Origin of the sequence: Amycolatopsis sp. NBC_00438, from assembly GCF_036026695.1 — a bacterium.
Lineage (GTDB): Bacteria > Actinomycetota > Actinomycetes > Mycobacteriales > Pseudonocardiaceae > Amycolatopsis.
On the sequence record NZ_CP107923.1, the window covers coordinates 2,860,133 to 2,873,526 of the forward strand.

The 13,394-nt window shown below is 70.0% G+C and carries 8 protein-coding genes; 3 read left to right on the forward strand and 5 right to left on the reverse strand.

Annotation, left to right across the window (positions count from 1 at the left end):
* Nucleotides 1-28: 28 nt before the first annotated feature.
* From OG494_RS13295 to OG494_RS13305, 3 genes are all read right to left on the reverse strand, one after another.
* Nucleotides 29-4,450 (reverse strand): non-ribosomal peptide synthetase family protein, encoded by a 4,422-nt coding sequence (locus tag OG494_RS13295; RefSeq protein WP_328455427.1) that lies wholly within the window; start codon nucleotides 4,448-4,450, stop codon nucleotides 29-31.
* 56 nt (nucleotides 4,451-4,506) lie between these two features.
* Complete coding sequence (locus tag OG494_RS13300) at nucleotides 4,507-6,297, reverse strand: non-ribosomal peptide synthetase (RefSeq protein WP_328455429.1); 1,791 nt, start codon at nucleotides 6,295-6,297, stop codon at nucleotides 4,507-4,509.
* Between the two features lie 428 nt (nucleotides 6,298-6,725).
* Nucleotides 6,726-7,208 carry a MarR family winged helix-turn-helix transcriptional regulator gene (locus OG494_RS13305; protein WP_328455430.1) on the reverse strand — a complete coding sequence of 161 codons (483 nt, stop codon included), beginning with the start codon at nucleotides 7,206-7,208 and terminating at the stop codon, nucleotides 6,726-6,728.
* A 224-nt stretch (nucleotides 7,209-7,432) separates the two neighbouring features.
* Here OG494_RS13305 and OG494_RS13310 point away from each other — a divergent pair, with 224 nt between their 5' ends.
* From OG494_RS13310 to OG494_RS13320, 3 genes are all read left to right on the forward strand, one after another.
* Nucleotides 7,433-9,721, forward strand: a complete 2,289-nt coding sequence (locus tag OG494_RS13310; protein ID WP_328455432.1) for an excinuclease ABC subunit UvrA — start codon at nucleotides 7,433-7,435, stop codon at nucleotides 9,719-9,721.
* 175 nt (nucleotides 9,722-9,896) lie between these two features.
* Entirely contained in the window at nucleotides 9,897-11,072 is a 1,176-nt protein-coding gene (locus tag OG494_RS13315; RefSeq protein WP_328455434.1) for an LLM class flavin-dependent oxidoreductase, read from the forward strand.
* 2 nt (nucleotides 11,073-11,074) lie between these two features.
* A complete protein-coding gene (locus OG494_RS13320) occupies nucleotides 11,075-11,752 on the forward strand; it encodes a VOC family protein (protein WP_328455436.1) in 678 nt (225 codons plus the stop codon).
* On the opposite strand, the gene OG494_RS13325 is transcribed toward OG494_RS13320, so the two are convergent.
* Both OG494_RS13325 and OG494_RS13330 read right to left on the reverse strand, forming a co-directional pair.
* The gene (locus tag OG494_RS13325; protein WP_328455438.1) at nucleotides 11,725-12,942 is read right to left on the reverse strand and encodes an RNA polymerase sigma factor; all 1,218 of its coding nucleotides are present in this window, start codon (nucleotides 12,940-12,942) and stop codon (nucleotides 11,725-11,727) included. The two genes, OG494_RS13320 and OG494_RS13325, sit on opposite strands and share 28 nt — an antisense overlap.
* A complete protein-coding gene (locus OG494_RS13330; RefSeq protein WP_328455440.1) occupies nucleotides 12,939-13,283 on the reverse strand; it encodes a YciI family protein in 345 nt (114 codons plus the stop codon). Before OG494_RS13330 ends, OG494_RS13325 begins: the two co-directional genes overlap by 4 nt.
* Between the last annotated feature and the right edge of the window lie 111 nt (nucleotides 13,284-13,394).

Sequence of the window (13,394 nt, forward strand, 5' to 3'; positions counted from 1 at the left end):
GATATCGGGAGAACGGGGGCGACCGGGATCAGCCGGTGAATTCGCCCGTTTCACGGAAATAGCCGATCATTTTCGTGAACACGGCCGGAGTGATCTCCGGCCAGCACAGGCCCAGCCGGGCGAGCTCGCGCCCGGTGCGCTCGTTGCCGTAGACGTTGTCACCGATGTCGAGCGCCCCTTCCTGGTAGAGCGGGGCCATCGCGGACAACGGGTTGTCGCCGTCGGCCAGCGCGGCACGCCATTCGGCGACCGGGATCTCACGCAGCGGGTAACCCAGCTCGCGAATGGCCTCGTAAACGACGTCGAAGGTCTTGATGCCGGGGTTGAACAGGTGCCAGGTGCCGTTTTCCGCCGGGCGGGCCCGTGACAGCCGGACCAGCGCGCGCCCGACGAAGTCGACCGGCAGGAGGTCGGTGTCGTGTTCCTCGGGCGGCGGGACGACGCCGAGTTCGAGGAAGCTCTTGACCTGCCGCCAGAGGAAGTCCTCGGACTGCAGCGCGCCGGTCTCGCTGTCGCCGGCGATCCGGCCGATGCGGTAGATCGTCACCGGCACCCCGCGGTCGCGGGCCAGCCGCGCGACCTCTTCGGCGACCCACTTGCTCTGGGTGTAGCCGATCGTGAGGTCTTGCGCGTCGTCCGGGACGTCGTCCTCGGTGATCGCTTCGGGCCGCGGCTTCGGCGAGAACACCGCCACCGTGGAGGTGTAGTGCACCGGCTTGACCGGCCCGGCCGCGGCGAACTCGACGATCCGGGCGAGGCCGTCCACATTGGCCTGTTTCACCGAGGCGTACGGCGCGACGAAGTTGATGTGCGCCGCCGTGTGGTGGATCGTCCCGACGCGGTGGGCGAGGTCGTCGTAGTCCGTTTCGGACAGTCCCAGCCGGTCGGCGGTGAGATCGCCGGCCACGGCCGTGACGCGGTCGCGGTCCAGGAACTTCCCGATGCCGTAGCGGTCGGCCGTCGCGGCGATCCGCTCCCACGCGCTGCCGGCGTCCGCGGCCCGGACCAGGCAGTGCACCCGGCCGGTGGTCTCGGCCAGCAGCTCACGCAGCAGGTGGATCCCCAGGAAGCCCGTCGCCCCGGTGAGCAGGACGTCCTCGGCGGTGGCGCGCGGCGCGCCTTCGGCGACGCGGACGTGGTCCGGCAACCGGACGTCGGCCCGGAGGTCGACGCGGTCGCCGGTGTCCTCGCCGGAGCGCAGCGCGTCGATGCGTGCGGCCATGCCGCCGACGGTCGGGTTGTCGAACAGCACCCGCAGCGGCACGTCGACGTCGAACCGCTTGCGCAGCCGGTACATCAGCTCGGTGGCGAGGATCGAGTGCCCGCCCGCGGCGAAGAAGTCCTCGTCGAGGCCGACACCGCCGGTGCCCAGCAGGTCGGTCCACGCCTCGGCGACGGTCTGCTCGGTCGGTGTCTCGGGCGGCCGCGACGCGGTCGTGGTGCCCGGGTCGAACAGGTCCGGCAGTGCCTTGCGGTCGATCTTGCCGCTGGGCGCGATCGGCAGGGCGGCGAGCCGCACGAAGTGGGACGGCACCAGGTAGTCCGGCAGCGTCCCGGACAGCGCCGCCCGCACCCGCACCGGGTCGGGCTCCCGCTCGGTGACGAGGTAGCCGACCAGGCGGCGGTCGCCGGCGCCGAACGGCACCGCGGCCACCGCGGACGCGCTGACCTCGGGCAGCTCGTTCAACGCCGCCTCGACCTCGGCCGGTTCGACGCGGTAGCCGCGGATCTTGATCTGGGTGTCCGCTCGGCCGAGGTAGTCGAACTCCCCGTGCCGGTCGTAACGGACCAGGTCACCGGTGCGGTAGAGGCGCCCGAACGGCGTCTCCACGAACCGTTCGCGGGTCTGCTCGGGCAGACCGTGGTACCCCGGGGAGACCAGGTCGCCGCCGAGGTACAGCTCCCCCGGCACGCCGGGCGGGACGAGCCGGCCGCCGTCGTCGAGGGCCAGCATCGACAGGCCCCCGATCGGGCCGCCGATCGACGGCGCCTCCGGCCAGCCGGCCGGGTCGCCGGACAGCTCGTGCGCGGACGCCAGGTGCGTCTCGGACGGCCCGTACATGTTCAGGAACCGGATCTCCGGCCGGCGGGCGAAGAACTCGCGGATCTGCGGGGTGATCACCAGCTGCTCGCCGACGGAGGCGACCTCGACCAGGTCGGGGAAGGGCTTGTCCTCGGCGACCGCGGCCAGCTGCTGCACGGCGACGTACGGCAGGTAGGTCCGGGTGATCCGGTGCTCGCGCAGGAAGCCGCTGAGCCGGTGCAGGTCCTTCTGCAGGTCTTCGTCGATCAGCACGAGCGTGCCGCCGGCGCAGAGCGTCCCCAGGATCTCCATAACCGAGACGTCGAACGACAACGTCATGTACTGCAACGTCCGCCCGGTCGCGCCGACCGGTGAGGTGCGGCGCATGTATTCGACGAGGTTGGTGACCGTGGCCTCGGTGAGCACGACACCCTTGGGTCGTCCGGTGGACCCGGACGTGTAGATCACGTAGATCTCGTCGTCGCCGGTCTTCAGCCGCCCCAGGTCGGTCTCGTCGGTCGCTTCCGGCTCCGCCGACTCCAGTACCAGCGCGACGCCGGAGTCCTCGAGCATGTATTCGATCCGCTCGGCCGGGTAGGACGGGTCGACCGGCACGTACGCGGCCCCCGCCTTCAGAACCCCCAGCAGCGCGACGATCATCTCGGGCGACCGCGGGACGTGGATGCCGACGCGGTCACCGCGTCCGATGCCCTTCGCCCGCAGGTCACGGGCCAGCCGGTTGGCGCGGCCGTTGAGTTCCCGGTAGGTCAGGACGCGATCGCCGTGCTCCAGCGCCGGCGCGTCCGGCGTGACCGCGGCCTGCGACTCGAACAGCTCCGCGATCGGGCGGCGGGTGGTGTCCTCCGCCGGCGGCGCGCACCACGCGAGAACTTCCTGCTCTTGTTCGGCGGACAGCAGCCCCAGTTCGCCGACGGTGCCGCCGGGGTGCGCGACGAGGGCTTCGAGCAGCCGGACGTACCGGTCGCCGAACTCCTCGACGGTCTCGCGGTCGAACAACGCCGTGTCGTACTCGAACACCCCGCGCAGCGCGCTGCCGTCCTGTTCGACGATCAGCGAGAGGTCGTACTTCGAGCTGCGGCTGACGTAGAGGTCGAGATCGGCGTCCAGGCCGAGCCGGTCGAGGGCCGCCCAGTCGGAGTCCGGCAGCACGAACATGGTCTGGAAGACCGGCGCGTGGCTCGGGCTGCGGGGCGGGTTGACCCGCTCGATGACCTTCTCGAACGGCGCGTCCTTGTGCCGCAGGGCTTCGGTGATCTCGGTGCCGGCCTGTGCGTACAGCTCCCGCAGCGGCTGGTCGGCGCGCACGCCGTGGCGGAAGACGACCATGTTGACGAAGTAGCCGAGCATGTCGGCCGTCTCGGGCAGGTCCCGCAGCGAGACCGGGCTGCCGATGAGGACGTCGTCCTGGCGGGTGTGCCGGTGCAGGAACGCCGCGTACGCCGCTTCCAGCAGCATGAACAGCGTGACGCCTTCGTCGGCGGCGAGCGCGCGGACCTGTTCGGTCAGCGCCGGCGGGAGGTCGAACCGGACGATGTCGCCGCGGTGCGACTGCTCCAGCGGCCGCGGCCGGTCCGTCGGCAGGTCGAGCAGCGGCAGCGGCCCGGCGAGCCGCTCTTCCCAGTACCCCAGCAGGTCGTTCAGCTTGTCGTCGCGGACGGTCTCCCGCTGGCGGCGGGCGAAGTCGCGGTACTGCGGCCGGGCCGGGCCCTCGTCGAACGGGTCCCCGGCGAGCGCAGCGTGGTAGCGGGTGAACCACTCGGTGAGGAACACCCCGGCCGAGGCCGCGTCGAAGACGATGTGGTGGATGCTGCACACGACGTGCACCGGCCCGTCCGGCTCGGCCGCGCAGACCACCTTGACCAGCGGGCCGCGGCGCAGGTCGAACTCGGTGTCGACGACTTCGGCGACGACGTCGTCCAGCGGCCGGTCGGCGCCGAGTTCGACGGTCGAGAAGTCGCAGGTGGGCTCCGGGCCGACGTGCTGGAAGACGTCGCGGTCTTCGGAGGTGAACGTCGTGCGCAGGATCTCGTGACGGGCCAGCACGGCCCGCAGGCTTTCGTGCAGCACGCCGGTGTCCAGCGGGGTTTTGACGGTGAACACGAACGGTGCGTTGTAGGCCGCCGGGCGCGGCGAGTACTGGTCGATGAACCAGATGCCCCGCTGGCCGTAGGACGCGGGCGCCGGGCCGGTGCCGGCCCCGGCGGTGAGGCCGGGCGGGCCGCCGCGCAGGTCGTCGATGTGCCGGGCCAGGTCCGCGGGGTCCTCGTGGCGCCGGATGTCCTCGGCCCCCAGCGTGATCCCCAGCAGCGCGCTGAGCAGCCCGGCGAACTGCTCGTGGCCGGCCACACCTTCGGCGGTGACGCCGGAACGGGCCCGGCGGATCACCGACTCGAGTGGGTTCTCCATGGTGTCAGTACCTCTCCGATCATCGCGGCCCCCCGTGCGTCGGTTCGGTCTGCCGCTCACCTGGCGGCGGCGCCGGTTCGCAGGGACTCGACGTGCTCGGCGAGCTTGCGGACGTCGCCGTGCCGGAAGACGTCCTCGGGCCGGACCTCGACCGCGAAGACCGACTGCAGGCCGGCAGCGAACTTCACGAAGTGCAGGGAATTGCCGCCGTGCCCGACGAACGGGTCGGTGACCGAATAGTCGTCATTGCCGATGATGTCGCGCCACATCTGCAGGATGACCGTTTCGAGGGGGTTCGTCATGCGTTGCTCCGTTTCTGCTCGGGGATCTTCCGGCGGCCGGGCGCGCGGGTCGTGCAGTGCGGCCCGGTCGATCTTTCCGTTGAGGTTCGCCGGCATCGCTTCGAGCCGGCGGAAGTCGGACGGGATCATGTGGTCCGGCAACGAATCGGCGAGTTGCGCGATCAGTTCGCCGGTGCCGATTTCCTGCCCGCTCCACGTCGTGTAGAACGCGACGAGGCTCTTTTCGTTCGCTTCGTTCCCGAACGCCTTGACGACCGCGTGCTCGACGTCGTCGAAGGACTTCAGGGCGAGTTCGACCGCGCTGGTCTCGACCCGGAAGCCGCGGATCTTGACGAGACTGTCGGACCGGCCGACCAGGACGACGTCGCCGTCGGGGGTGAGCCGGGCGAGGTCGCCGGTGCGGTAGCGGGTGCCACCGTCGACGAACTTCGCGGCCTGCGTGTCGGGCAGGTTCAGGTAGCCGTTGGCGACGCCGGTGCCGCCGATGCACAGCTCGCCGACGTCGCCGGGCGGGCACGGCTTGAGGTCCTGGTCGAGCACGTCCATGGTGACGCCGGTCAGCGGCTTGCCGACCGGCACCCGGTCCAGCTCGCGGACCGCCGGCGTGATCGGGTACAGCGAGGAGATCGCGGAGTTCTCGGTGCAGCCGTAGCCGTTGAAGATCGCGGCGGTGGTGTGCTCGGCCGCGGTCGCCAGGTGCGCCGGGGACGGGAAGTCGCCGCTGACCATGATGACGCGCAGCTCGCGCAGGGCGTCCAGTTCGTTGTCGACCAAGAGGTTGAACAATCCACAAGGCAGGCTCAGCACGCTGACGCCGTGTTTCGTGATGACGTCGCGCAGGTCGGACAGCGACGGCAGGCCGGGCGGCAGCAGGACGAGCTCGGCGCCGTTGAGCAGGCTCAACCAGAACTCGTTGCCGGACGCGGCGAAGGAGAACGCCGCCAGCTGCACCAGGCAGTCGTCCGGCGTGATCGTCAGCTTCGGGTCCGCGACGGCGAGCCGGGCGAGGCCGCGGTGGGCGAGCCGGACGCCCTTGGGCCGGCCGGTGGAGCCGGAGGTGAACAGGACGAACGCGTCGTCCTCGGCGGCCGGTGCCGCGGGCAGGTTCCCGTCCGCCTGTGAAGCGCTTTCCCTGATCAGGTCGGCGACGTGCGCCTGCCGGACCGGGAGGTCCGTCTCGGCCAGAGACGGCTGTCCCTGGTGGACGACCGTGCGCAGGCCGGTCTCCTCGACGATGTGGCGGATCATCTTGGCCGGGTAGGCCGGGTTGAGCGGGACGACGCAGCCGCCCGCCTTGAGCACCGCGAGCAGCGCCACGACGAGGTCGGCCGAGCGGTCCAGGTAGAGGCCGGCCGGGGCGCCGTCGCGCACCTGCATCAGGCGCAGCGTGCGGGCCAGCCGGTTGGCGCGGGCGTTGAGGTCCGCATAGGACACTTCGGGGCCGTCACCGCTCAAAGCCGTCCGATGTGGATGGTCCGCGGCGGCGCGTTCGAACAACCGCGGCAGCACGAGTCCGGGTACGGCCGGGTTCCCGTCGACGGGCATGGATCCCCCTGTTCGGTGCCGATGGCGATCGCCTTTACCGCGAGAAGCGGCACTAATGATCAATTCAGGCGAGATGATTTCTTTTCAGCAACCAGTATGCAAAGGGCTCCGAAGCCTGTCAACCACGGGCAATATCAATGACCCAGCGTGGCTTTTATTGCCTGAAAACGATTACCCGAGAAAATAAAAATAGCCGCGAATTCGCGCGTGTACGGTACAGCTCATCGTGGTCCCGGCAACCTGAGCGCGGGAATCCGATGTGGATTTCCGACGGTCAGCGGTGCGCGCTGCTCCGATCGGCGGAGAGGGCCGCGCGGGGCGGCGGCGTGCACACCGGGTGACGTCGGCGCGAGCACGTTTGAGCCGGCCGCGGCCGGGGAAATCGCAACGGGATGTGAGCGTCTGGGAGCCAGGCGTGACCGCGCGGCTCAGACGTCGCGAAGCGGGAAAGGCTGGGGTGTGGAGTGCAGGGCGTCGGCGACCTTCTGGCAGAGCTCGGCGAAGAGCTGCGCTTCGCCCGAGGTCAGGGCCACGCCGGCGACCTTGGCCGTCTCGCGGCGCCCCTGGGCGGCCCGCATCAGGAACTCTTCGCCTTCGGCGGTCAGCGAGGTCGTCTGCTCGCGCCGGTCGGTGCCGCGGGAGGCCTGCTCGATCAGGAACTGGTCCTTGAGCACGCGCAGCACCTTCGACGTGCTCTGCCGCGAGATGCCCAGGGACTCACCGATCGCCGACGGCGTCAGGGGGCCGTGGATCCGCAGCGTTTCGAGCACGTCGTACTGCGACCAGGTGATCTTCTCCGGAGTCGCGCGCGTGCGCCGGGCCACCAGGACGCATTGCATGTAGGACAACGCGTTCTCGAGCTCGCCGGGACGACCCGGCGGGGCGGTCGGGGAACCGTGGAACTTGGTCATTGCCCACCTCAGCTTTCGAGGGAAAGCGCGCCGCAATCGGAAAATCCGAGGATATCATCCTCCGTTCGCCCATAGGCCACACGGCGGTCGCGATACACCGGCAGCCGGTTCGTCACTCGGCCGGCAAAGACTCGGGATGGTAAAGTGGTTGCCGAGAGGCAATCAATCGTCCGATCGACCACCAGGTCGCGCGGCTTCGGCCCCGGGACGAGGAGGCGCAGGTCATGGCGAACCAGCAGACACGGCGCACCGGCGGCCACATCGAGCTCGAAGGTGCGTGCGAGAACAACCTGAAGAACGTCTCGCTCAGCATCCCCAAGGGCGAGATCACCGTGTTCACGGGCGTGTCGGGCTCGGGGAAATCGTCGATCGTGTTCGACACGATCGCGGTCGAGTCCCAGCGTCAGCTCAGCGAGACCTTCAGCTGGTACATCCGCAACCGGCTGCCCAAGCACGAACGCCCGCGCGCGGAACGGATGTCGAACCTGTCGACGGCGATCGTGGTCGACCAGAAGCCGATCGGCGGCAACGCCCGCTCCACGGTCGGCACGATGAGCGAGATCCACGCGATGCTGCGCGTGCTGTTCTCCCGGTACGGGAAGCCGAGCGCCGGGTCGTCGAACCTCTACTCGTTCAACGACCCGCAAGGCATGTGCGAGGAGTGCCAGGGCCTGGGCAAGACCACCAAGCTGGACCTGGACCTGCTGATCGACCAGGACAAGACGCTCAACGAGGGCGCGCTGGACTCCCCCCTGTTCGCCATCGGCACCTACATGTGGCAGCTCTACGCGCAGTCCGGGCTGTTCGACCCGGACAAACCGCTCAAGAAGTTCACGAAGAAGGAATGGGAGCTGCTGCTGCACGGCGGCGGCTTCCGGGTGGACCGCTCGGGCAAGCGGCAGAACTACTCGAACGAGTACGAGGGTGTCGTCACCAAGCTCAACCGCCGGTACCTCAAGAACGGCCTCGACACGCTCAAGGAGCGCGACCGCCGCGAGGTGGAGAAGATCGTCGTCGCCGGCCCGTGCGCCGTCTGCAAGGGCGGCCGGCTGAACCGGGCGGCGCTGGCGTCGAAGATCAACGGCAAGAACATCGCCGACCACTGCGCGCTGGAGGTCAGCGAGCTGATCGCCGAGCTGAAGGCGATCGACATCCCCGCGGCGAAATCGGTGCTCACGGGCGCGCTCGCGGCCCTCGAACGCGTCGAATCGATCGGGCTGGGCTACCTCAGCCTCGACCGCGAGACCTCGACGCTCTCCGGTGGTGAGGGTCAGCGGCTCAAGACCGTGAAGCACCTTGGCAGCAGCCTCACCGACCTCACCTACGTCTTCGACGAGCCGAGCGTCGGGCTGCACCCGCGGGACGTGCACCGGCTCAACGAGCTGCTGTGCGCGCTGCGGGACAAGGGCAACACGGTGCTGGTCGTCGAGCACGACCGTGACGTCATCGACATCGCCGACCACGTCGTCGACATGGGACCCGGCGCCGGCACGCACGGCGGCGAGGTCGTGTTCGAGGGCACGGTCAAGCAGCTGCGCCGCTCGTCGACGCTCACCGGCAAGTGCCTGACGCACATCCCGGGGCTCAAGGAGGGCTTCCGCGAGCCGACCGGGCAGCTGCCGATCAAGAAGGCCGACCTGCACAACCTGCACGACGTGTCGGTCGACGTCCCGACCGGCGTGCTCACCGTGGTGACCGGGGTGGCCGGCTCGGGCAAGAGCACGCTGATCTCGGGTTCCTTCCGGCGGCAGCACCCGGACGCCGTCATGATCGACCAGTCGGCCATCGGGGTTTCGACGCGGTCGACGCCCGCGACCTACCTGGACGTCATGGACGTGATCCGGAAGCTGTTCGCCGAGGCCAACAACGCGCAGCCGGGGTTGTTCAGCTTCAACTCCGAAGGCGGCTGCCCGGAGTGCAAGGGCCGCGGGGTCATCGAGACCGACCTGGCCTACATGGACCCCGTGACGACGATCTGCGAGGCCTGCGAAGGCCGCCGCTACCGGCCCGAGGTGCTGGACAAGACGCTGCGGGGCAAGAACATCGTCGAGGTCCTGGCGCTGACCGTCGAGGAGGCCCTCGGCTACTTCACCGAAGAGCCGATCACGAAGAAGCTGGAGCTGCTGACCGAGGTCGGCCTGTCGTACCTGACCCTGGGGCAGCCGCTGTCGACGCTGTCCGGCGGTGAACGGCAGCGCGTCAAGCTCGCGCACCGGCTGCGGGAAACCGGCAACGTCTACCTCTTCGACGAACCGACCACCGGCCTGCACATGGCCGACATCGGGCACCTGCTGGACCTGCTCGACCGCTTGGTGGACGGCGGTAACACCGTCGTGGTGATCGAGCACGACCTCGACGTCGTCAAACACGCGGACTGGGTGATCGACCTGGGCCCGGAGGCCGGCCGCCACGGTGGCCGGGTGCTGTTCGAGGGCACTCCGGAAAAACTGCTGCGGGACCGCAAGTCCTACACCGCCGAATACCTGCGGGCAGACCTCGATCACGCGAAGTGATTTCCTGACGTATTCGAGCGCCGTCCATTGAGGATGATCATTTGATTCGCGCGGTCGGTAATTAGGCTGGCAAATAGAGTCTTTCCCCGAAAGTGCGCGCCGAACGGTTGACACCCGGCTGTGCGACGCGGTTAGCATGATTGCCAAATTGCAACTATCGAACAGGAGATGCGCCATGTCCCGCGGCACGACCAAGGACCGCCTCCCCGACGGGCAGCTGCGATTCGGCTTCATGTGGCTCAGCTCGCCGACGCCCACCGCGACGTCCAAGGCGGTCGCCGACCGCAACCCGGACGCCCTCGACCCCGCCACGCAGATGGACCTGGCCCGCCGGGTCGAGAACATCGGCATGGACTACGTCTTCTTCGCCGACGGCTACATCACCCACGGCGAGAACAGCGCGCGGATCGGGCACGCCCAGCCGCACATCTCGGCGCCGATCTACGCGCCGGTCGTGATGGCCGCGACGCAGCACATCGGCGTCGTCACCACCATGCACACCCGCTACCTCTCCCCCGGCGTCATCGCCCGCCTCGGCGCCAACCTGGACGCGCTCAGCGGTGGCCGCTGGGGCTGGAACATCGTGCCGGGCTGGAAGACGCCGGAGGCCGAGCTGGTCGGCGCGCCCACCGACACCGACCACGCGCTGCGCTACAAGATCACCACCGAGGCCGTCGAAGCCGTCAAGACGCTGTGGGCCGCGCGCGGCGAGCACGTCGAATTCCACGGCGAGTACCACGACCTGCGCGGCAGCCTGATCGGCCCGCACATCGAGCAGCAGCCGTGGCCGTGCCTGTTCAACGCCGGCGTCTCGGCGGCCGGGCAGGAGCTGATCGCGGGCACCTGCGACTTCGCGTTCACCCCGCTGCCCGACGACTACTCGAAGGTCCGCAAGACGGTCGACTCGCTCGCCGGACGCACCGAGGCGGCCGGGCGCGACCCTTTGGACGTCAACATGGCCGGCGCGGTCGGCGTGCTGCTCGGCAAGACCGACGCCGAAGCCCAGGAGAAGTTCGAGTGGGTCCGCGACTCGCTCGACATGGGCGCCGCCCGCGACATCGCGACCGAGCTGATGGGCGGCAGCGAGACCTACCAGGAGAACTACGAGGGCGAGTTCGACGACATCGCCCGCACGATCGGCCTCGCCTGCGGCAGCAAGGTGCTGGTCGGCTCGCCGGAGACGGTCGCCGAGCAGCTGCTGGACCTGCACCGCGAGACCGGCGTCCGCGGCTTCATGTTCCTGCCGGTGATGTACGACGCCGAGCAGATCCAGCTGATGGGCGAGGTCTTCCCGTACCTGCAGAAGGCGAACGTCTGGACCCCGCCCGCCGACCGTGGCTGGAGCTGGTGACCGTGACCGGGGCACCCGACTGGTTCGAGATCATCAGCACCGACCCGTGGGCCAGCCGCCGTTTCCACCGCGAGGTGTTCGACTGGGCTTTCCCGGTGGTGATCGGCGCGCCCGGCTACGAGCGCATCCGCCCTCCGGACTCCGCCGGGGTGATGGGTGCGCTGCGCGCCGACCGGCACCGCGACGCGCTCGCGCTGAGCGTGCCGTGCGAGGACGTGACGGAGTCGGCCGAGCGCGCCGAGGAGCTGGGCGCCGACGTCCTGCGACCGGTGGCCGAGACACCCGGCGGCGGCGCGGACGCGATGGTCGCCGACGTGCTCGGCAACCCGCTCACGCTGCGGGAACGTCCACAGGGGACACTCGAGCCGGCACCGTCGATCCCGAACGTCATGCGGTTCTTCGAGTTCGGCAGCACCGACCCGGACGCGACGCGCGAGTTCTATGCGGGGTTGTTCGGCTGGCGGTTCGAACCCGGCGGCGATGTCGTGGCCGACGACGTCCCGTGTGGCCGGTTGTGCGAGGCACCGGTGGACTACACGAGCCCGGTGCTGACCGTCGAGGACGTCGATGGCGTGCTCGACGCGGTCCGCGACCACGGCGGTGACGCCGAGTCCGCGGGCGCGGGCCGGGGTGGGTTCCGCGACCCGCGGGGTCACCTCTGGGGTGTGGCCGCGGCCTGAGCCCGTTTCCGCTCCAGCAGCGCCGTTTCCGCGGTGTTGCCGGTCAGCTCGATCGCCGCCGTGTACGCCGCGACCGCGTCCTCGCCGCGGCCCAGGCGGTCGAGCAGGTCCGCGCGGATCGCGTGGAACAGCGGGAATCCGCCGAGGTCGAGGTCGTCGACCACGGCCAGCGCGGCAGCGGGCCCGTCGACCTCGGCGACGGCGACCGCGCGGTTGAGCGCCACCACCGGAGTCGGCGTCAGCGCGAGAAGGTGGTCGTAGAGCTGCTTGACCTGCGCCCAGTCGGTGGGGGCGTCGCTGTGCACGGCGTTGATCGCCGCCTGGATCTGGTACGGGCCCGGCTGGTTCCGCCGCAGGCAGCGGCGGACGATCTCCTGTCCCTCGGCGATCAGGGCGGCGTCCCACCGGGACCGGTCCTGATCGGCCAGCAGGACGAGGTCGCCGTCGGCGGTGGTGCGGGCCGCGCGCCGGGAGTCGACGAGCAGCATCAGCGCGAGCAGGCCCCAGACCTCGGGTTCGTCCGGCATCAGTCCCGTGAGGACCCGGGTGAGGCGGATCGCCTCGCGGCACAGGTCTTCGCGGACCAGGTCGTCGCCGATGCTGGCCGTGTACCCCTCGGTGAAGATCAGGTAGAGCACGGCGAGCACCGCCGACAGCCGATCCGGCAGGTCGGCGTCCTGGGGGACGCGGTACGGGATACCGGCGTCGCGGATCTTGTTCTTCGCGCGGACGATGCGCTGGGCCATCGCAGGCTCGCCGACCAGGAACGCGCTCGCGATCTCGGCGGTGGTCAGGCCGCCGAGCAACCGCAGGGTCAGCGCGACCTGGCTCGCGCGGGCCAGCGCGGGGTGGCAGCACGTGAAGATCAGCCGGAGCCGGTCGTCGGGCACGGCACCCTCCTTCACCGGCTCGGCTCCGGTGTTCGAACCAGTGGCGTGCAGCAGCGCGGCCTGGGCGTGCTTGTCCTCGCGCGAGGACTCGCGGCGCAGCCGGTCGATGGCCCGGTTGCGGGCGGTGGTGATGATCCAGCCGGCCGGACTCGGCGGCACGCCGCTGTCCGGCCAGCGCCGGACGGCCTCGGCGAACGCGTCCTGGACGGCTTCCTCGGCGAGGTCGATGCTCCCGAAGACCCGCACCAGCACGGAAACCGCCCGGCCGTATTCCTCGGCGAAGACGCGTTCGACGCTCATGTGCCGTCGTTGAAGGGCCGCACCTCGACGGGCAGCGGCGCGACGGCCTCGGCGAGCCGGCGCCCCCACCCGAGCGCGGCGTCGAGGTCGGGCGCGGTGATGATGGTGAACCCGCCGAGGTGTTCGCGCCCTTCGGCGAAAGGCCCGTCGGTGAGAAGCGGCTCCCCGGCCCGCACGACGGTGGCGGACGACGGCGGGTGCAGTCCCCCGGCGAACACCCAGGCCCCGGCGGCCTTGAGGTCGGCGTTGAGCGCGTCGAGCTTCGCGGTGACCTCGGCGAGCACGTCCGGCGGCGGGGTCGGGCCGTCGGGCTGGTAGATGCTGAGCAGGTACTGCGTCACGGTGTCCTCCTCGGATCGGTGCCTCCACCGCTGATACGAACGGCGACTGCGTGGATCGACACCGAACCCGGTCAAGGTAACGCGGAATCCCGCCGGGCGCGTCCCGGTCCG

Coding starts and splice junctions, on each gene's coding strand:
- OG494_RS13295 (WP_328455427.1), bottom strand. CDS start 4,450: ATGGAGAACCCACTCGAGTCGGTGATCCGCCGGGCCCGTTCCGGCGTC.
- OG494_RS13300 (WP_328455429.1), bottom strand. CDS start 6,297: ATGCCCGTCGACGGGAACCCGGCCGTACCCGGACTCGTGCTGCCGCGG.
- OG494_RS13305 (WP_328455430.1), bottom strand. CDS start 7,208: ATGACCAAGTTCCACGGTTCCCCGACCGCCCCGCCGGGTCGTCCCGGC.
- OG494_RS13310 (WP_328455432.1), top strand. CDS start 7,433: ATGGCGAACCAGCAGACACGGCGCACCGGCGGCCACATCGAGCTCGAA.
- OG494_RS13315 (WP_328455434.1), top strand. CDS start 9,897: ATGTCCCGCGGCACGACCAAGGACCGCCTCCCCGACGGGCAGCTGCGA.
- OG494_RS13325 (WP_328455438.1), bottom strand. CDS start 12,942: ATGAGCGTCGAACGCGTCTTCGCCGAGGAATACGGCCGGGCGGTTTCC.